General features: G+C 70.3%; 13 protein-coding genes and 1 CRISPR repeat array. Of the genes, 9 read left to right on the top strand and 4 right to left on the bottom strand.

The genetic code is table 11. The annotated features are described in order from the left end of the window. The first annotated feature begins 81 nt into the window (after positions 1-81). The 3 genes from icmH to tagF are packed head-to-tail and all read left to right on the top strand — an operon-like array spanning position 82 to position 4,167. On the top strand, positions 82-1,332 hold the full coding sequence (gene icmH, locus ACCD06_RS17735) for a type IVB secretion system protein IcmH/DotU (RefSeq protein ID WP_413342161.1): 1,251 nt from the start codon (positions 82-84) through the stop codon (positions 1,330-1,332). A 10-nt stretch (positions 1,333-1,342) separates the two neighbouring features. Next, on the top strand, positions 1,343-3,469 hold the full coding sequence (gene tssM / locus ACCD06_RS17730) for a type VI secretion system membrane subunit TssM (protein ID WP_413342159.1): 2,127 nt from the start codon (positions 1,343-1,345) through the stop codon (positions 3,467-3,469). Continuing rightward, on the top strand, positions 3,466-4,167 hold the full coding sequence (gene tagF / locus ACCD06_RS17725) for a type VI secretion system-associated protein TagF (RefSeq protein ID WP_413342157.1): 702 nt from the start codon (positions 3,466-3,468) through the stop codon (positions 4,165-4,167). The genes tssM and tagF overlap by 4 nt, the downstream gene beginning before the upstream one ends. Positions 4,168-4,432: 265 nt before the next feature. Further along, positions 4,433-5,527: direct repeats of the CRISPR family, unit length 37 nt; unit sequence GTAATCCGGAGCGGAAATGCTCCGGCCTCATTGAAGC. 461 nt (positions 5,528-5,988) lie between these two features. Here tagF and ACCD06_RS17720 read toward each other — a convergent pair. Further along, positions 5,989-7,578: an adenosine deaminase family protein gene (locus ACCD06_RS17720; RefSeq protein WP_413342155.1), complete on the bottom strand. Its 1,590-nt coding sequence runs from the start codon at positions 7,576-7,578 to the stop codon at positions 5,989-5,991. A gap of 178 nt (positions 7,579-7,756) precedes the next feature. Here ACCD06_RS17720 and ACCD06_RS17715 point away from each other — a divergent pair, with 178 nt between their 5' ends. The 4 genes from ACCD06_RS17715 (at position 7,757) to ACCD06_RS17700 (ending at position 12,040) form a co-directional block, all read left to right on the top strand. Continuing rightward, positions 7,757-9,415 carry a tetratricopeptide repeat protein gene (locus ACCD06_RS17715; protein ID WP_413342153.1) on the top strand — a complete coding sequence of 553 codons (1,659 nt, stop codon included), beginning with the start codon at positions 7,757-7,759 and terminating at the stop codon, positions 9,413-9,415. Between the two features lie 6 nt (positions 9,416-9,421). Continuing rightward, positions 9,422-10,714: an MFS transporter gene (locus ACCD06_RS17710; protein ID WP_413342151.1), complete on the top strand. Its 1,293-nt coding sequence runs from the start codon at positions 9,422-9,424 to the stop codon at positions 10,712-10,714. Between the two features lie 105 nt (positions 10,715-10,819). Further along, entirely contained in the window at positions 10,820-11,053 is a 234-nt protein-coding gene (locus ACCD06_RS17705; protein ID WP_136704960.1) for a hypothetical protein, read from the top strand. Positions 11,054-11,353: 300 nt separating this feature from the next. After that, complete coding sequence (locus ACCD06_RS17700; protein WP_413342149.1) at positions 11,354-12,040, top strand: hypothetical protein; 687 nt, start codon at positions 11,354-11,356, stop codon at positions 12,038-12,040. A 56-nt stretch (positions 12,041-12,096) separates the two neighbouring features. Here ACCD06_RS17700 and ACCD06_RS17695 read toward each other — a convergent pair whose 3' ends face one another. Continuing rightward, positions 12,097-13,188 carry a PA0069 family radical SAM protein gene (locus ACCD06_RS17695; RefSeq protein WP_413342147.1) on the bottom strand — a complete coding sequence of 364 codons (1,092 nt, stop codon included), beginning with the start codon at positions 13,186-13,188 and terminating at the stop codon, positions 12,097-12,099. A gap of 241 nt (positions 13,189-13,429) precedes the next feature. Here ACCD06_RS17695 and ahcY point away from each other — a divergent pair, with 241 nt between their 5' ends. Beyond that, positions 13,430-14,728: an adenosylhomocysteinase gene (gene ahcY / locus ACCD06_RS17690; protein ID WP_136704957.1), complete on the top strand. Its 1,299-nt coding sequence runs from the start codon at positions 13,430-13,432 to the stop codon at positions 14,726-14,728. 70 nt (positions 14,729-14,798) lie between these two features. Here ahcY and ACCD06_RS17685 read toward each other — a convergent pair whose 3' ends face one another. Next, positions 14,799-16,262: an ATP-binding protein gene (locus tag ACCD06_RS17685; RefSeq protein ID WP_413342145.1), complete on the bottom strand. Its 1,464-nt coding sequence runs from the start codon at positions 16,260-16,262 to the stop codon at positions 14,799-14,801. Then, positions 16,259-17,002 carry a response regulator gene (locus ACCD06_RS17680; protein ID WP_136704956.1) on the bottom strand — a complete coding sequence of 248 codons (744 nt, stop codon included), beginning with the start codon at positions 17,000-17,002 and terminating at the stop codon, positions 16,259-16,261. Before ACCD06_RS17680 ends, ACCD06_RS17685 begins: the two co-directional genes overlap by 4 nt. Positions 17,003-17,256: 254 nt before the next feature. On the opposite strand from ACCD06_RS17680, the gene ACCD06_RS17675 reads away from it, so the two are divergent. Then, a complete protein-coding gene (locus ACCD06_RS17675) occupies positions 17,257-17,892 on the top strand; it encodes a Spy/CpxP family protein refolding chaperone (protein ID WP_136704955.1) in 636 nt (211 codons plus the stop codon). Positions 17,893-18,251 lie beyond the last annotated feature (359 nt).

Below are 18,251 nucleotides of genomic sequence, written 5' to 3'. Positions count from 1 at the left end.
GGGACGGGAGAGGGCTTCAAGTTCCCCCCACCGCCCCGACCCTGCTATACCTCCCCCGACTTTCCCCACGGCGGACGACACATGCAGGCGGACGAGCGGCAAGCGGACGAGCGATCGGACGGAGCGGACCTGCTGGCGGAGGCCGCGCCCCCGCCGGCCGCCGCCAACACCCCCGCTCCGCCTGCCCGCCCCCGCGACGCCCTCAACCCGCTGCTCAGCGTCGCCGCCCCGGTGCTGGCGCTGGCCACCTCGCTGCGCGACCGTGCCCTGTCCGACCCGCCGCGCGCCGCCGCCGCCTCGGCGCTGGAGCGGTTCGACCGCGCCGCCGCCAGCGCCGGCCTCGACCCCGACGACATCCGCGCCGCCCGCATTGCGCTGGCCGCCACGCTGGACGACGTCGCCCGCGCCGCCGGCCATGGCGGGGCGGCGGTGGCCGAGCCCGGTGCCGGGGTGCGCTTCTTCGACCTGCTCGACGGCATGCTGGGCGACCCGCGCCGCCACCGTCATGCGCTGGAGCTGTTCTACGCCTGCCTGTCGCTGGGCTTCGAAGGCCGCTTCCGCGACAAGCCCGGCGGCGCCCACGACCTCGCCCGCCTGCGCGACGAGCTGTACCGTATCCTGCGCCGCGCCCGCGGCGACGTGCCGGCGGAGCTGTCGCCGGCCTGGACCGGGGTGGCGGAGCCGTTCCGCCCAGTTCGCAATACCCTTGGCGGCGGCTTGCCCGGCTGGCTCGTCTGGGCGGCGGTGGCGCTGGGCCTGTCCGGCCTCTACGTCCATCTCGCCGGCACCCTCGACCGGCAAGCGGAGCCGGTCACCTCCCGCATCGCCGCCTTGCTGCCCGACCGCCCGATCGAGATCGCCCGGCTGGTCCCACCGCCGCCGCCCACCGCCGGCCCGGCCCTGATCGCCCGCATCACCGGCCAACTCGCCCCGGAGATCCGCACCGGCTCCGTCGAGGTGCTGGCGGGGGAGGACGGTGCCCTGGTCATCCGCATCCCGGCGGCGGCGATGTTCGCCACCGGCGGCGACGCGGTGAAGGCCCGCCACCGCGCCATCGTCGAGCGGGTGGGCCAGACCCTGGCGACCGAGTCCGGCGGCGTGCTGGTGGTCGCCCACACCGACGACCAGACCCCGCCCACCGGCCGCCTCGCCACCGCGCAATCCCTGACCGACGCCCGCGCCGAAGCGGTGCGCAAGCTGCTGGAGCACACCGTCGCCCCCGCCCGCCTGTCAGCCGAGGGCCATGGCGACCAGGAGCCGGTCGCGCTGAACGACACGCCCGCCGGGCGCGACGCCAACCGGCGGATCGACATCCGCCTCTATCCGCAATAGGGCGCCCGCCATGGCCGATCCCCGTCCCAAGAAGGCCGGCGCCACTCCGGCGAAGAAGCCCGTGGCGAACAAGACTGCGGCGAAGAAGACCGTGGCGAAGACGCCCGTCAGGCGCCGCAAGCCCGCCGCCACGCCCTCGCCCCACCGCTCCGCCCGCGCCCGCTGGGCGACCTCGCTGGCGGGCGCGCTGGCGCTGGGGCTGGCCGGCTGGCTGCTGCTGCCGCGTCTGGCCGCATCCGCCGCCCCCCACCTGCTGCCGACCATCCAGGCCGACTGGAGCGTCCGTCTGCTGCCGCTGCTGCTGGCGCTGGCGGTGTGGATCGCCGTCAACCGCCGCATCGACGGCCGCGAGCGCGCCGCCAACGCCCGCCTGCTGGAGGCGCTGGCCGCCGGCCGCGATCCCGAACTGAAGGCCTCGCTGGAGGAGATCGGCACGGTGCGCAAGCGCCTCGACGCCGTGCTGGCCCAGCTGCGCAAGCGGCGGGGCGGGCGCTATCTCTACCAGCTGCCCTGGTATCTGGTGATCGGCGCCCCCGGTTCGGGCAAGACCACGGCGCTGGCCAACACCGGCCTCGCCACCCCGCTGCTCAACGGCACGGTCACCGGGCCGCTGGCCGGCCTGGCCGGCACCCGCAACTGCGACTGGTGGTTCACCGACCGCGCCGTGCTGATCGACACCGCCGGCCGCTACACCACCCAGGACAGCCGGCGCGCGGTCGACGGCCGGGTGTGGTCCGGCCTGCTCGACCTGTTGAAGGAGCATCGCCCGCGCCAGCCCGCCAACGGCGTCCTTCTCACCGTCAGCATTCCCGAACTGACCGGCTGGACCGATGCCGAGCGGCGCAACCACGCCATCCTGATCCGCCAGCGCCTGAACGAGCTGCGGGTGCAGTTGGGCGTCCGCCTGCCGGTTTATCTGCTGCTGACCAAGGCCGACCTGCTGGACGGCTTCGCCACCTTCTTCGATCCGCTCGACCGCGAGGCGCGCAGCCAGATCTGGGGCCTGACCCTGCCGGCCGCAGAACCGGAAACCGCCAGCCCGCTGCCGCTCTTCCGCGACCTCTATGCCGGTCTGGTGCGGCGGCTGGACGAGCGGCTGCTCGACCGGCTGCACCAGGAACCCGACATCCGCCGCCGCAGCGACGCCTTCACCCTGCCGCTGCGGGTGGCGGAGCTGGAACCGGCGCTGGCCGACATCGTCGACACCGTCTTCGGCTCCGAACAGGGCGAGGAGACGCCGCGCCTGCGCGGGCTCTACCTGACCAGCGCCACCCAGACCGGCGGCCCGCTCGGCCTGCTGGAGCCGGAGACCGACGGTCCGGCCTCCACCTATTTCCTCGACCGGCTGCTGCCCGACATCGTCTTTCCGGAAGCCAACCTCGCCCAGGTCGACCGCGTGCTGGAGCGCACCCGCCGCCGCCGCAACGCCCTGTCCGCCGCCGCCGCCCTGCTGCTGGGCGCGGCGCTCGGCGGCTGGTGGCTGGTCAGCGCGCGGGGCAACGCCGCCCTGCTGGACCGCGCCGACGCCGGCGCCGCGGCGGTGGAGGCGGCGCTGCGCCCGCTCGACACGCCGCCGCGCGCGCTGACGCGGGTGGACGACGCCGACCCGGCGGCGATCCTGCCGGCGCTGGACGCCCTGCGCGCCCTGCCGCACGCCTTCGACGAGGCGCAAAATTGGGCCGATCCGGCGCTGGCCGGCGGCCTCTACCAGGGCGCCCGCATCGCCGTCCCGGCGCGGGAGGCCTACAGCCGCGCCCTGCGCAGCCAGTTCCTCGCCCGCATCGCCCTCAGGCTGGAGGAGCGGCTGCGCGCCGACTGGGCCTTGCCCGACCAGCTGCGCCGGACCCTGCGCCTGTATCACATGATCACTGGGCACATGGTCGGCGGGGCCGAACCGATGGATGCCGGCGCGCTGGCGGAATGGCTGGCGCTCGACTGGCAGCGCACGCTTCCCGGCCCGGCCAACGAGGCGGCACGACGCGCCCTCGGCGACCATCTGGCCGCCCTGTTCGCCGTCGGCTTCGCCCCGGTCCCGCCCGACGAGGCCCTGGTCGCCCGCGTGCGCGAGGTGCTGGCCGAATCGACGCCCCAGCCACCTCCACAACCGACCCCGGCCAGCCGGGCCGCCCTGCCATGATGGGATCCTTCGGCACGCCGCGCGGCCTTGCCGCCGGGCCGGGCGTTGGGATGGGCGCCGATCCGGTGATGGGATTCCACGGCAAGGTCCCGGCGCGCGGCGATTTCGTCGGCCACGGCCTGCCGCCGGCCGTGGTCGGCCCATGGGACCGCTGGCTGTCGGCGGCGTTGGGCGAGGCCGCCAGCCAGCTCGGCGCCGAGTGGGAGTCGCTGTTCGCCCAGGCCCCGGTCTGGCGCTTCGCCCTGGCGGCCGGCCTGTGCGGCGCCACCCCGCTGATCGGCGTATGGATGTCCAGCGCCGACCGCGTCGGCCGTCCCTATCCCTTCACCATCGCCGCCGGTCTGCCCGCCGGCTTCGACATCGCCGACGCCCCCGCCGCCTGTGCCCCCTGGCTGGCCCGTGCCGAGTCGCTGGCCGCCGACGCCTGCCGCGCCGGTGCCGATGTCGAAGGCCTGCCGGCCCGCCTCGCCATCCTCGGCCGTCCCGAGCCGGAGCGCGTCGGCGCCGCCACCCGCGCCCTTCTCGGCCGCCTGTCCGGCCCCTTGCCCGCGGATGCCAGCCTGTGGTGGACCCGCGGCGCCGGCCGCATCGCTCCGTCCCTGCTGTCCTGCCCTGGCCTCCCCGCCGCCCCCCGCCCGACCGCCTTCCTCGACGGCGCCTGGACCCGCTGGGGCTGGGAGAACGCGGAGGAGGGGTAAGGGGGGGTCGGGAGAGGGTGGCCAGCCCCCTGCGATGGCATTGCCCCCCCACCCCATGCTATCCTTCCCACCGCCGCCGCGAGCGGTCCGGCACAGGCGAAACCCCCGTCACCGCTCGCAAGGGCGGAGCCGTTGTTTTTCCTGGGTTCTTTGACATCGTTCAGAACGAAAACGGACCCAAGGACCTGACCGAGCCGACAGAGTCCCTCACCGCTCGATTCCAGGGCGAATCGCTGTGGACTTTGAACGGTTTGAGGGCAAGGCAGTAATCCGGAGCGGAAATGCTCCGGCCTCATTGAAGCTGGGCGCGGAGCATCTCGTTGATGTCGTCTTCGACTTGTAATCCGGAGCGGAAATGCTCCGGCCTCATTGAAGCAACGCGTCGCCGCGTCTGCTGGCGGCTTTCCGCACGGGTAATCCGGAGCGGAAATGCTCCGGCCTCATTGAAGCATGGTTGAGGGCGGGGACCGAGAGTACGGCATTGGTGGCGTGTAATCCGGAGCGGAAATGCTCCGGCCTCATTGAAGCAGTTTCTCTTACGCTGTGGGGGTGATCGTGTCTGACTAGTAATCCGGAGCGGAAATGCTCCGGCCTCATTGAAGCGGATGGGGGTCTGGCACAGCATTCCTGCCGGCTCGCTGGTAATCCGGAGCGGAAATGCTCCGGCCTCATTGAAGCGTGTCGTGGATCGCGGCTATGGTCATGGCGCCGGCCCCGTAATCCGGAGCGGAAATGCTCCGGCCTCATTGAAGCAACACATGGTTCGCCTCACCCTGACATCCGTCATGCTGCGTAATCCGGAGCGGAAATGCTCCGGCCTCATTGAAGCGGACCACGCGCCATGAGGCCACAGCCGGCGGGAATGTCCTGGTAATCCGGAGCGGAAATGCTCCGGCCTCATTGAAGCAGCACGTCGGTGGACGACAGGTCTCCATCACCGCGGCCGGGTAATCCGGAGCGGAAATGCTCCGGCCTCATTGAAGCGACATCTGGCGGCCGAGCTACGGCGCCGCGGTGGTGACCGTAATCCGGAGCGGAAATGCTCCGGCCTCATTGAAGCACCCCGGCCTTCGCGCGGAGGATCGAGCCGGCGACAAGAGTAATCCGGAGCGGAAATGCTCCGGCCTCATTGAAGCAAGAACGGCTCGTCGCCCGACGGGGCGGGGTCGAATTGGTAATCCGGAGCGGAAATGCTCCGGCCTCATTGAAGCACGTCGACCGGGCGGACCTCGACACCGTGGTCGCGCGCGGTAATCCGGAGCAGAAACGCTCCGGCCTCATTGAAGCAGTTCACCGGCGTACGGGCGCAGCACGATCTCGGTCGTAATCCGGAGCAAAATTGCTCCGGCCTCATTGAAACAGCTCGTTGTGATCGTCGGTGATGCCGAACAGCCTTTTCACTCCCGGCATTACGGCCCGATCCCTTGGCGAAGGCATTCACCCACGGCTTTCCACCGGAACTGCGCGGGCCGCGCTGGTCTGAAGCCATCCGTCGTGATAGGACTGCGTACCCATCTCCAATCCCGGAGGCCGTACATGAGGCCTGTCGTCCGCTTTTCGTCCTGCCCGCTTCACTGCCGGATCGGCGTGCGGCTCCGGGATATCGGGCCTTGCTGGCCGTCGGGCGGCAGGTCCTGCAACACCACCCGCCCGGTCCGGTGTTCCATCCGCCGCGCCATTCCGGGGCTCCGACGGCGGCCCGCCCCCCTTGTCCGCTCCGTTGAACGGATGAACAGGGTGCCGGAGTCTGTTTCACGCTGTTCCAACCCGCGCAACCCGCCCGCCGCTTCCCATCGCCGCGGGCGGGCGTCCGGCCGGGCGTTACCGCACCCCCGCCATCTCGCGGTCGAACCGCGCCAGCGCCTGTTCCAGCCCCCATTGCACCCGCGCCTTCTCGCTGCGCTCCGTCACCGCGCGGCAGGAGTCCTCGCGGACCGGAGGGGCGCAGCCGGGGGCCGACCACAGGCTGTCGCCGGGCAGGAAGCTGTGCTCCAGGCTGGCGCGCGCCAGCCCGACCAGATCGGCATAGCCCAGCCCGAACTCCTCCACCGCGCGCTGCAGCTCGTTGGTAAGGTCGATCCTGCTCACGCCCTCGTCGTCGGTGGACAGCACCACCGGCACGCCTGCGGCACGATAGACCGGCAGCGGGTGGTTCCGGCCGCTGACGCCCAGGATCTTGTCGTTGCTGGTCAGGTTGATCTCCACCGCCACCTTGCGCCCGGCCATCGTCCGCAGCAGGCCCTGGGGATCGTCCTCATACATCACGTCGACGCCATGGCCGATGCGCTTGGCGCGTGCGACCTCAACCGCCTTGCGGATGTGGTCGCGCAGCCGCTCCGGTGGGACGAGGCCCAGCGTCAGTTCGCCGGCATGCAGCGCGACGTTGGTGCCGGGATGGCGCCGTACCGCCTCCGCCACCATGCGCATGTGCAGGTCGTAGTCGTCCAGCGCCACCGGATTGTCCTCCGGCGCCACGAAGTTCAGGCCGACGATTCGCGGCTCCTGCTCTTCCAGCAGGGCGTTGAACAGGGTGGTGGCGAAGACCGGCCCCGGTCCTTGCGTCCGCGCCACCTGCTGGAGGTAGCGCACCGACACCGCGCAGCCCGGCCGCGCCGCCGGCGTGCCGCAACCCAGGACGGAGCGCATCCGCGACTCGGCGGCGTCGATCTCCTGCCGGGCCGGGGCGACCAGCGCCGGCAGGCCGGCGGCGATGAGCCGGTCGGCGGTGCCCGACAGGTCGGCCGCCACCTGCGGCGTCCAGGCGAACGCCTTGCCGATGGCGGCGGCCGGGCCGGTGCCGAAGGACACCATCAGCTCGACATGGCGTTCGCCCTGCCGGCCGGCGCGGTCCACCACCTCGGCCAGCAGATCGCCGGTGGAAGTGGGGGTCGCGTTGGCGGCGGCACGGAACCGCCCGAAGGTGGCGAAGAACTGGTCATGCAGGCTGTAGCCGGAGACCGGCAGCGCGTCGCGCGTCGACAGCGCGTCCAGCGCCACCGGATACAGCACGCTGTCGGCGGTCACCGCCGCGGCACCCGGCCGCCCGGCCTTGGCGTCGCAGGGCGCCTGCGCCGTCGGCGCCACCAGCGTGTTGGCCTTGACGTCGAAGCACAGCCCGGCATCCGCCGCCATCCGCATGTAGCTCTCGGCATAGACCGCACCGGTCAGGTGGCTGTGCAGGTCCGCCCCCTTGGGCATGCGGTACAGGAAGGCGCGCAGTTCCGGCGGGCTGGTCCGCACCGCCTCGAACCGCCGCGCCGCCGCCGATCCCGCGGCATCGCCCCCTCCGGCGCCCGCGCCGCCCATCTCCGCCGTGGCGCAGCCCGCCAGCAGCAGCGTCGCCGCCAGCGCCCCCATCACGCCGCCCGTCACGCCGCCCTTCACGCGCCCGATCATTCCCGTGTCCGACATGCACCCGACTCCTTATTCTCCTTTTGCGCGTATGGATGGCGTGATAATCGCGCAGGCGCAATGGCCGAGCCCGGTGAAAGGGTGCGGATCGAAAGGCTGTAGCGGGGCGGCAATTCCCGGTATGGTGCGGCGATCTTTTCGTGTTCCCGCCGTACCCGCCGTCTTTGGAGCCGCAGCGATGACCGACACCCCCGCCCCGACCCTGCTCGACGCGGCCAAGCGATTCCGCAGCAACGATCTGGCGGGGGCGGAACAGGACTGCCGGGCGATCCTGGCGACGGATCCGCACAATGCCCAGGCGCTGCATCTGCTGGGGCTGGTCGCCGCCCACACCGACCATCCGGAAAACGCGCTGGCCCTATTCGCCCAGGCCATCGCGGAGAACGGCAACGACCCGTCCTTCCACAACAGCCGCGGCAGCCTGCTCTTCCAGCAGGCCCGCCCGGCGGAGGCGGAGGAGGCGTTCCGCGCCGGCCTCGCCATCAACCCGCGCCTGCCCGAACTGCACGGCAACCTCGGCAACGCGCTGAAGGCGCAGAGCCGGCTGGACGAGGCGGCGGACTGCTTCCGCACCGCGCTCGACCTCCGCCCCGAAGCGCCGGAGATGCACCATTTCCTCGCCGCCACCCTGCGCGAGCTGGGCGAGCTTGAGGAGGCGGAGCAGCATTTCCGCACCGCGCTGGAGCAGGCCCCCGACTATCTCGACGTCCATTACAGCTTGGCGGAGCTTCTCTCCACCCGCGGCCGGCTGGCCGAGGCGGAGGCGGAGTTCCGCACCGTGCTCGCCGCCGCCCCGCGCTTCATCCCCGCCCAGGTCGGCCTCGCCCATGTGCTGCAGAGCCTGGACCGCGCGGCGGAGGCCATCGAGGTGATCGAGGCGGCGCGCGAACAGGCGCCCGACCACCCGATGGTGAAGTTCACCCGCCGGCTGATCTACTCCAACGCGGTACCCGGCTGGCACCTGCCGATGATCAACGATTTCGAGCGGAACGAGGCCTACAAGCAGTCGCTGGAACGGGCGGTGAAGCCCGATTCGCTGGTGCTGGAGATCGGCACCGGCTCCGGCATCGTCGCCATGATGGCGGCCCGCGCCGGCGCCAAGAAGGTCGTGACCTGCGAGGTCAACCCGATCCTCGCCCGCGTCGCCAAGGAAACCGTGGCGCGCAACGGCTTTGCCGGCCGCATCGACGTGGTGCCGCGCCTGTCCACCCAGCTGACGGTTGGCGAGGGGGGCGACCTGCCGGAGAAGGCCGACGTCTTCGTCTCCGAACTGATCAACATCGGCATGCTGGCCCCGCGCATGCTGTCGGTGCTGCAGCATGCCCGCACCCATCTGGTGAAGCCGGGCGGCGCCATCATCCCGCGCGCCTCCACCGTCTACGCCATGCTGGTGGAGACGCCGGAACTGGCCCGCATCAACCCGGTGGAGACGATCGACGGCTTCGACATGGGCAGCTTCGACGTCTTCCGCTCCCCCGGCTACCAGCAGATCGACCTCGGCGCCGACGCCCACACCCCGCTGTCCAAGCCCTTCACCGCGCTGGATTTCGACTTCACCCGCAACATGCCGGAGGAGGGCGAGCGGGTGATCGACGTGACGATCGTCACCGCCGGCACCTGCCACGGCGTCGCCTTCTGGTTCGACCTCTTCATGGACGAGGAGGTGGTCTACAAGTCGGAAAGCCGGTCGCGCACCAACCACTGGAAGCAGGCGATGACCTTCCTGGAAAAGCCGATCGCGCTGTCGGCCGGCGACCGCCTGCGCATCGTCGCCCGCTACGACAACAACCAGATCTCCTTCGGTGTGGACGGGTTGGCGGGGGGCGAGCAGGGGTAAGCGGGCGTGACCGAAGCCTCCCCCAACGCCCCTTCCCGCCGCGCCATCGCCTCCTGGTGTCTCTACGACTGGGCGAATTCGGCCTACAACACCATCATCACCACCTTCGTCTTCGCGGTCTATTTCGCCCGCGGCGTCGTCGGCGATCCGGTCGAGGGCACCGCGCGGTGGAGTGCCGCCATGACCGTGGCCGGTGTCGCCATCGCGCTGCTCAGCCCGGTGCTGGGCGCCATCGCCGACCGAGCCGGGCGGCGCAAGCCGTGGATGGCGCTGTTTACGCTAGTCACCGTCCTGTTCACCGCCGCCCTGTGGTGGGTGCGTCCCGATCCGGCCGACGCCGCCTTCGCGCTGGCCTGCGTGGTGGTCGCCACCGTGGCGTTCGAGCTGGCCAACGTCTTCTACAACGCCACCCTGCCGGGGCTGGTGCCGGAGCGGCTGTTCGGCCGGGTGTCGGGCTGGGGCTGGGGCATCGGCTATTTCGGCGGGCTGGCCTGCCTCGTCCTGGCGCTGGTCGGCTTCGTCAAGGCGCCGGCCCCGCTGTTCGGCCTGTTCGGGATGGAGTGGGCCGACTGGGGGCCGCAGGCCAATGTCCGCGCCACCGCCCTGCTGGCCGCCGCCTGGTATGGGCTGTTCGCGCTGCCCTATTTCCTCTGGGTGCCCGACGAGCCGTCCACCGGCCAAGGCCTGATCCGGGCGGCGCGCGAGGGGGTGGCGACGCTGGTCGCCACGTTGCGTCAGGTCCGGCGCTACCGCGAGGTGGCGCGTTTCCTGGTCGCCAGCGCCTTCTACCGCGACGGCATCAACACCATCACCATGTTCGGCGGCATTTTCGCCGCCGGCACCTTCGGCATGAGCTTCGAGGAGATCCTGGTCTTCGCCATCGCGCTCAATGTGGTGGCGGGGGCGGGAGCCATCAGCTTCGCCTGGATGGACGACCGGGCGGGGGCCAAGCCGGTGATCCTGATCGCGCTGGCCGGCATGGCGCTGTGCGGCCTGCCGCTGCTGCTGGCGACCGAGCGGCTGTGGTTCTGGATCTTCGCGCTGGGGCTGGGGCTGTTCTTCGGGCCGGCGCAGGCGGCCGGGCGGTCGATGATGGCGCGGCTTGCCCCGCCCGGCATGGCGGGCGAGATGTTCGGGCTCTACGGCCTGACCGGCCGCTTCGTCGGCTTCTTCGGGCCGCTGCTGTTCGGGCTGGCGACCCAGGCCTTCGACAGCCAGCGCGCCGGCATGGCGACGGTTCTGGCTTTCTTCGTCATCGGCTTCGGGCTTATGCTGGCCGTTCGCGAACCGGCCCGTTAGAAAAAGGGCCGCGTCAAAGCGCCGCACGTGAGATCATTCGAGGGCAGAGCTGTTACCTTCGTTTTTGCTGCGACGCACAAATGTCGAAGCCGAGGGGCACGGACCATGCTGCACATCAAAGACATCGAAGCCTTCGCCCGCATCAACGAGGCGCTGAACGACGAACCGGCCGAGACCGGGCAGACCGACCACGACACCACCAACGCAGGTCCGGCCCATCCGGCCCTGGTGATGGCGATGCTGGCGACCGGCCGCCTGCCGCTGTCGGCGCTGTCGTCCTCCGGGCAGAAGCCCGCCGCCCCGCTGCCGCCCTGGAGCAAGACGATCCGCCGATCCTGACGACACCTCGTCCGGGCGGGAAGCCGCGGAGATGGCGGGCAAGATCGACACGGATGTCACGGATTAAGACACGGATGTCACGGATGTGGCGTTCCGAAGCCATGGCTTCCGGTCGAAGCCGGAGCGTCCACAAGACCAAAAAATCCGTGTCATCCGTGTCTTAATCCGTGACATCCGTGGAAATGTTGCCACGGACGCCGCGACCTCCCCGGACGCCGGCAGTCTTTGCATAAAATCTCCAAAATCGGAAATTATTCCCATAAACTCTCCGCAGGACCCACCCTTCCGCGGAGCCGCCCCATGCCCGTCGATCCCCGTACGCTGAAAGACGACCGTTTCCCCTGCTGGGCGGAGGAGCCGCCGGTGCCATCCGAAGGCTCTCTCGTCCCCGGATCGCAGTTCCACGAGGAACAGTGGATCATGGCCGCCGGCATGCTGGCGCGCGGCAACAGCTTTCTCCAGGTCGCCCGCGCCATGGGCTGCAGCCGCACCACGCTTTGGCGCGCCTATTACGACTCCAAGGATTTCCGTGTCCGAGTCTGGTGGGAGCGTGAATCCCTGAACCGCGAGGCCGAACTGCGCCTGTCCTCGCTCCGCGCCCTGGTGGCCGAACAGATCGAACGGCTGGTCTCCGCCGGCGATCCCTCCACCGTCCGCTGGCTGGCCGAACGCCTCGGCCTCTTCGCCGGTCTCGATACCCCGAGAGATCTCCCGGACACCAAAACGCAACCGCCCGGCCTGCAATCGCCCCGTCCCGAAGATCCGCCCGCCGTCACCGTCCCCGAACTCGACGACGACATCCCCGGCGCGTTGCGCGAGCGCACGCCGCCCGATCCGGCCATGGTCGCCGCCATCCTGGCCCGGCCGGAAGGGGAAGGCCCGAAGGGTGTCTTCCCCTGGACCGCCAACCAGTACGAACATTACCCCAACCTCAACCCCGGCCCGGTGAGCCGCCGCGCCGCCGGTCCCTTCTCCCGGCGCCGGTAGGCGGCGGATGAAACACCATCCGCACCCCTGTTCCACGCTGTTCCAACTCCCGCCCCTCACAGAAGCGACAGCTGATCCCCCACGGCCGGCGGCACCCGGAAGCGGCTGCAGTCGAGCTGCCAGCTCCGATCGCCCAGCCCATGCTTGCGGCAGGCCAGCTTGAAGCGATGGCGCAGCAGTTCGGCGTAAGGGCCGGTGCCCTTCATCCGCGTGCCGAATCCGGAGCGGTAGAGCGCGCCGTCGCGGCTCTGCCGCATCAGGCTCAGCACGCGGTCGGCGCGGTTGGGGGCGTGGACGCGCAGCCATTCCTCGAACAGCCCGGCGATCTCCAGCGGCAGGCGCAGCAGGATATAGCTTGCGGCGCTCGCCCCGGCCCCGGCCGCCGCCTCCAGGATCGCCTCCAGCTCATGGTCGTTCAGGGCGGGGATCATCGGGCTGGCGAGCACCGCCACCGGCACGCCGGCCTGCGTCAAGCTGCGGATCGCCTCCAGCCGGCGCGGCGGCGTGCTGGCCCGCGGCTCCATCACGCGGGCGAGGTCGCGGTCCAGCGTGGTGACGGAGAGCGCAACCGATGCCAGCCCCTCCGCCGCCATCGGCGCCAGGATGTCCAAATCGCGCAGCACCAGCGCCGATTTGGTGATGATGCTGACCGGCTGCTTGAAGTCGCGGCAGACCTCCAGCACCCGCCGGGTGATGCCCTCCGTCCGCTCGATCGGCTGGTAGGGATCGGTGTTGGCCCCCAGCGCCAGCGGCCGGCAGTCATAGGATTTCGCCCGCAACTCCTTCGCAAGCAGTTCCGCCGCGTTGCGCTTGGCGAACAGCTTGGTCTCGAAATCCAATCCGGGCGACAGGCCGAGATAGGCATGGGTCGGCCGGGCGAAGCAGTAGATGCAGGCGTGCTCGCAGCCCTGGTACGGGTTCACCGACCGGTCGAAAGGGATGTCGGGCGACTGGTTGCCGGTGATGATCGACTTGGCCGACGCCGGGGCAACAATGGTGCGGACGGGATCGGACAGCGCCTCGTTCCCACCCTCGGCATAGCCGGTCCAGCCGTCGTCGGTCAGGACGCGGGTCTCGCGCTCGAACCGCCCGGTGGCGTTGCTGACCGCGCCGCGGCCCTTGATCGGGGATCGCCGTATCTCGTCCATGCCCGCAGCTTAGCCGCGGCAGATGGGAACGTAAAGCGAACAGAAAGGGGTGTGGCCGGTCTTTCGATCACCGGGCTTTCCATCACCCTACCCAACAAACATAAAGATATCTTTATGCTTGCATGGTTCCGATACCGCTGATACACCCTTGGCAAATTACAGCGGCAAGGCCGGGGATTCGATCCGGCCGGCGCCAATCATCGCTGCCCCAATCATCACTGCCCACCAGGAGTCATCCCTCATGGCCGCCGAATTCACGGACTACAAGGTCAAGGACATCAGCCTCGCGAACTGGGGCCGCAAGGAGATCACCATCGCCGAGACCGAGATGCCGGGCCTGATGGCCCTGCGGTCCGAATTCGGCGACTCCAAGCCGCTGGCCGGTGCCCGCATCGTCGGCTGCCTGCACATGACCATCCAGACCGCCGTGCTGATCGAGACGCTGACCGCGCTCGGCGCCACCGTGCGCTGGTCCTCCTGCAACATCTTCTCGACCCAGGATCAGGCCGCCGCCGCCATCGCCGCCGCCGGCATCCCGGTCTTCGCCTGGAAGGGCGAGACGGAGGAGGAATTCTGGTGGTGCATCGAGCAGACCCTGCGCGGCCCGGACGGCTGGACCCCGAACATGATCCTGGACGATGGCGGCGACGTCACCCAGATCATGCACGACAAGTATCCGGAGATGCTGAACGACGTCCGCGGCCTGTCGGAAGAGACCACCACCGGCGTCCATCGTCTCTATGAGATGATGAAGAAGGGCACGCTGAAGGTCCCGGCCATCAACGTGAACGACAGCGTCACCAAGTCGAAGTTCGACAACCTCTATGGCTGCCGCGAGTCGCTGGTCGACGGCATCAAGCGCGCCACCGACGTGATGGTCGCCGGCAAGGTCGCCGTGGTCGCCGGCTATGGCGACGTCGGCAAGGGCTCGGCCGCCTCGCTGCGCTCGCAGGGCGCCCGCGTCATGGTGACGGAGATCGACCCGATCAACGCGCTCCAGGCCGCGATGGAAGGCTATCAGGTCATCACCATGGACGAGGCCGCTCCGCTGGGCGACATCTTCGTCACGGCGACCGGCAACGTCGACGTCATCACGCTCGACCACATGCGGGCCATGAAGGACCGCGCCATCGTCTGCAACATCGGCCACTTCGACAGCGAGATCCAGATCGACGCCCTGCGCAATCTGGTCTGGGAAGAGGTCAAGCCGCAGGTCGACGAGGTCGTGTTCCCCGACGGCAAGCGCCTGATCGTCCTGGCCCAGGGCCGTCTGGTCAACCTGGGCTGCGCCACCGGCCACCCCAGCTTCGTGATGAGCGCCAGCTTCACCAACCAAGTGCTGGCCCAGATCGAGCTGTGGACCAACGCCGCCAACTACGAGAACAAGGTCTACGTCCTGCCCAAGCACCTGGACGAGAAGGTGGCCCGCCTGCATCTGGAAAAGATCGGCGCCAAGCTGACCGTCCTCAGCGACAAGCAGGCCGAATACATCGGCGTCAACGCCGCCGGCCCGTACAAGCCGGACCACTACCGCTACTAAGCGGTCGCGGAGTTGAAAGAGAAGGGCCGTTCCGATGGAGCGGCCCTTTTTCTTTGCAATAGCTGGAAGGTCAGAGCGGCAGCGTCACCGTGGCGCGCAGGCCGCCCTCGTCGCGGTTCGCCAGGGTCACGTCGCCGCCGTGGCCGCGGATGATGCTGCGGGCGGTGGACAGGCCCAGGCCGACGCCGCCGGTGTCGCGGGAACGGGAGCGTTCCAGCCGGTAGAAGGGGGCGAAGACCTTCTCGAACTCCGCCTCCGGGATGCCGGGGCCGTCGTCGTCGATGTGGATCAGGGCATTGGCGGCATTGGTGCCGTCGGCGCCGGTCTCCAGCCGGACGATGAAGCCGCCGCCATACTTGATGGCGTTGTCCATCAGGTTGGCCAGCGCCCGGCGCAGCGCCACCGGGCGGCCTTCCGCCACCACATGGGCCGGGCCGTCGTAGAGGGCGCGGTGGCCGGCGTCGACGCGGTCGTCGCACAGGCTCTGCAGCAGGTCGGCAAGGTCGAAGCGGCCGCGCGGCTCGCGCTGGGCGTCGTCGCGGGCGAAGGCCAGCGTGGCGGAGATCATCGCCTCCATCTCGTCGAGGTCGGCCAGCATCCGGCGCTGCATCTCCGGATCGTCGACCAGCTCGGCGCGCAGGCGCAGACGGGTGATCGGCGTGCGCAGGTCGTGGCTGATGGCCGCCAGCATCTGGGTGCGGTCGGCGACGAAGCGGGCGAGCCGCGCCTGCATCCGGTTGAAGGCGCGGGTGGCGGCGCGCAGCTCGCGCGGGCCTTCCTCCGGCAAGGGATCGGCCTGCCCGTCGACGCTGAGCCGCTCGGCGGCGGCGGCGAAGCCGGCCAGCGGCGCCGTCACCCGGCGGGCGGCCAGCAGCGACACCAGCAGGATCACCGCGACGATCGCACCCATCCACAACAGGAAGCGGACGATGCCGAAGGGACCGGCCAGCGGATCGCCGCCGGTGAAGCTGAGCCACGACCCGTCGCCGAGCCGCACTGACAGCCGGACATGCGGCCCCCAGCGCCGCGGCTCGTCGCCGCCCATGAAGGGCGGATGCGGGTGGTCGTCGCCCCGGACATCGCCACGGGGCGGGCGCTGGACCTCGACCAGGATATTGCGGTCGGCGGTGTCGAGCTGCTCGCTCAACCGGCGCTTCAGCCCCTCGAACCGGCCGCTGGAAATGGCGTTGGGGGCCAGCGGCGGCGGGCGGTCGGGGCGCCATTCGACGCGCAGGACCGGGTCGTCGATGGCGCGCACCACCCGCTCGCGGCCCGGCGGCGGCGTGCTTTCCACCAGTTGGACGATGGCGGTGATGCGCTGGATCAGCACGTTGGGGCCGTGGATCGGCGGCCCCTCGCTGCGGTCGGTCAGATAGACCAGCGCGCTGATCGCCTGGGTCAGCAGCAGCGCCAGCACCACCGTCAGGGCGATGCGCGCGGCGAGGCTGTCCGGGAAGCCGAGCCGCAGGCGGCGGAGGCTGCGGCGGCGGGCCAGCCGGGATTTCGCCGTCATCTCTTCCGGCTGCGCGGTCACGATGCCGATCCGCCGCTGCTGACGGTCGGGGTGAAGAGATAGCCGCCGCCGCGCACCGTCTTGATCAGCGTCGGCTCTGCCGGATCGGGTTCGATCTTGCGGCGCAGGCGGCTGACCTGCACGTCGATGGAACGGTCGAAGGGAACCGCCGAGCGGCCGCGCGCCAGATCGAGAAGCTGGTCGCGGGTCAGCACCCGCTGCGGATGCTCGACGAAGGCGACCAGCAGGTCGTATTCGCCTGCCGACAGCTGGACCAGCACACCGTCGGGCGAGCGCAGTTCCCGCTTGGTCAGGTCGAGCGACCAGCCTTCGAAGCGCAGCACCGTGCCGGCCGCCGCCGGGGCGCCCGCCACCGGCGGGGCGGAGACGCGGCGCAGCACCGCCTTGATGCGGGCCAGCAGCTCGCGCGGGCTGAAGGGCTTCGCCAGGTAGTCGTCGGCGCCCATCTCCAGCCCGACGATGCGGTCGGTCTCCTCCCCCATGGCGGTCAGCATGATGACGGGGGTCTGCGCCGTCTGCGGCGTGGCGCGCAGCCGGCGGCAGAGCGACAGCCCGTCCTCCCCCGGCAGCATCAGGTCGAGAACGATCAGGTCGACGCGGGCGCCGTCGAGCGTGCGCATCATCTCCGCCCCGTCCCGCACCCCGGTGACCCGGTAGCCGTGCTTGGTCAGGAACTGGGCGACGAGGGAGCGGATTTCGCGGTCGTCGTCGACGACGAGGAGGTGGGGCGTGCGGTCCATGGCCCCATGATCGGGCGAGGCGCCGCGGGCGTGAAGGGGAAATGTGTAACGCCCGGTTACGGGGCGGCCGGCGGTTACACTCTGTTACCAAATGACCGGTTTGCGGACATTCGACCGCAACGTTCGGCGCCCATTGTCTGGTCATCGGGACAGCGCCGGCGACGCGGCCGGCACGGTCCCAACGGAATAAGCCCCCTCCATCGGGGTTTAATCAGCACCGTGACCCACGGTCCAAACACTGAGGAGTTGTCACCATGAAACGCGCCCTTCTGACGTCCGCCCTGCTGGTCGCCGGTCTCGGCGTGGCCGTTCCGGTCTTCGCCCAGGGTGGCCCGCAGCCCGGCGGTCCCGGCATGGGTCCCGGCGCCGGCGGACCCGACCGCCACTTCGCCCGGATGTGCGAGGACCAGGAGGCCCGTCTGGCCGGCAAGCTGGCCTATGCGGAAAAGAAGCTGAACATCACCGAACAGCAGCGCGCCGCCTGGACCAAGTTCGCCGACGCCGCCCGCTCCAGCCTGAAGCCGACGCAGGACCTGTGCGTGAAGTTCAAGGAGGCCCCGCCGCCCGCCGCCCTGCCGCAGCGCCTTGAGCGTATGGAGCAGATGATGCAGGCCCACCTGCAGCAACTGCAGACCGTCCGCCCGGCGCTGACCGACCTCTACGGCCAGCTGACGCCCGACCAGCAGAAGCAGGCCGACCGCATGCTGACCCCGGGACCGGGCGGCATGGGCGGCCGGATGGGCGGCCACCATGGCGGCCATATGGGCGGTCCGGGCGGCTGGGACCATGACGGCCCGCGCCATCACGGGATGGGCCCGGGTGGAATGGGGCCGGGCGGTATGGCTCCGGGAAAGGGTCCGGCGCCGGCACCGCAGGAGCAGCCCAAGTAAGGACGTAACAGACAGGCTCCCGGCGGCGCCCCCAAGCCCCCCAACGCAGCCGCCGTGAGACTAAGGGCCGCCGAATCCCCCTTCGGCGGCCCTTGTCGTTTGGGGAAAAAACGCCCTCTCTCCCCCGGGGAGAGGGAGGGGACCCGCGAAGTGGGGAGGGTGAGGGGGGCGCACATGCCGGACCTTTGTCGGCATCCCACGATGCTTCCCCCTCACCCTAACCCTCTCCCCGCTTTCGGCGGACCACAGGTCCGCCTGTCGCGTCAGCGCAAACGAAGTTCGCGCGAGAGCGGGGGGAGAGGGGACCTCTTGCGGTTTGGGCAGGGTGCAAAAGACAAGCCGCCGCTTGCATTGCGGGC

Source organism: Azospirillum sp. CT11-132 (genome assembly GCF_047302835.1).
Classification (GTDB): domain Bacteria; phylum Pseudomonadota; class Alphaproteobacteria; order Azospirillales; family Azospirillaceae; genus Azospirillum.
This window is presented reverse-complemented; position numbering and strand designations above follow the sequence as displayed.

What these genes read in the sequence shown, in the direction of transcription:
- ahcY (WP_136704957.1), top strand. Translation starts at nt 13,430, where the DNA reads ATGGCCGCCGAATTCACGGACTACAAGGTCAAGGACATCAGCCTCGCG.
- tssM (WP_413342159.1), top strand. Translation starts at nt 1,343, where the DNA reads ATGGCCGATCCCCGTCCCAAGAAGGCCGGCGCCACTCCGGCGAAGAAG.
- ACCD06_RS17680 (WP_136704956.1), bottom strand. Translation starts at nt 17,002, where the DNA reads ATGGACCGCACGCCCCACCTCCTCGTCGTCGACGACGACCGCGAAATC.
- tagF (WP_413342157.1), top strand. Translation starts at nt 3,466, where the DNA reads ATGATGGGATCCTTCGGCACGCCGCGCGGCCTTGCCGCCGGGCCGGGC.
- ACCD06_RS17715 (WP_413342153.1), top strand. Translation starts at nt 7,757, where the DNA reads ATGACCGACACCCCCGCCCCGACCCTGCTCGACGCGGCCAAGCGATTC.
- ACCD06_RS17675 (WP_136704955.1), top strand. Translation starts at nt 17,257, where the DNA reads ATGAAACGCGCCCTTCTGACGTCCGCCCTGCTGGTCGCCGGTCTCGGC.
- ACCD06_RS17695 (WP_413342147.1), bottom strand. Translation starts at nt 13,188, where the DNA reads ATGGACGAGATACGGCGATCCCCGATCAAGGGCCGCGGCGCGGTCAGC.
- ACCD06_RS17700 (WP_413342149.1), top strand. Translation starts at nt 11,354, where the DNA reads ATGCCCGTCGATCCCCGTACGCTGAAAGACGACCGTTTCCCCTGCTGG.
- icmH (WP_413342161.1), top strand. Translation starts at nt 82, where the DNA reads ATGCAGGCGGACGAGCGGCAAGCGGACGAGCGATCGGACGGAGCGGAC.
- ACCD06_RS17705 (WP_136704960.1), top strand. Translation starts at nt 10,820, where the DNA reads ATGCTGCACATCAAAGACATCGAAGCCTTCGCCCGCATCAACGAGGCG.
- ACCD06_RS17720 (WP_413342155.1), bottom strand. Translation starts at nt 7,578, where the DNA reads ATGTCGGACACGGGAATGATCGGGCGCGTGAAGGGCGGCGTGACGGGC.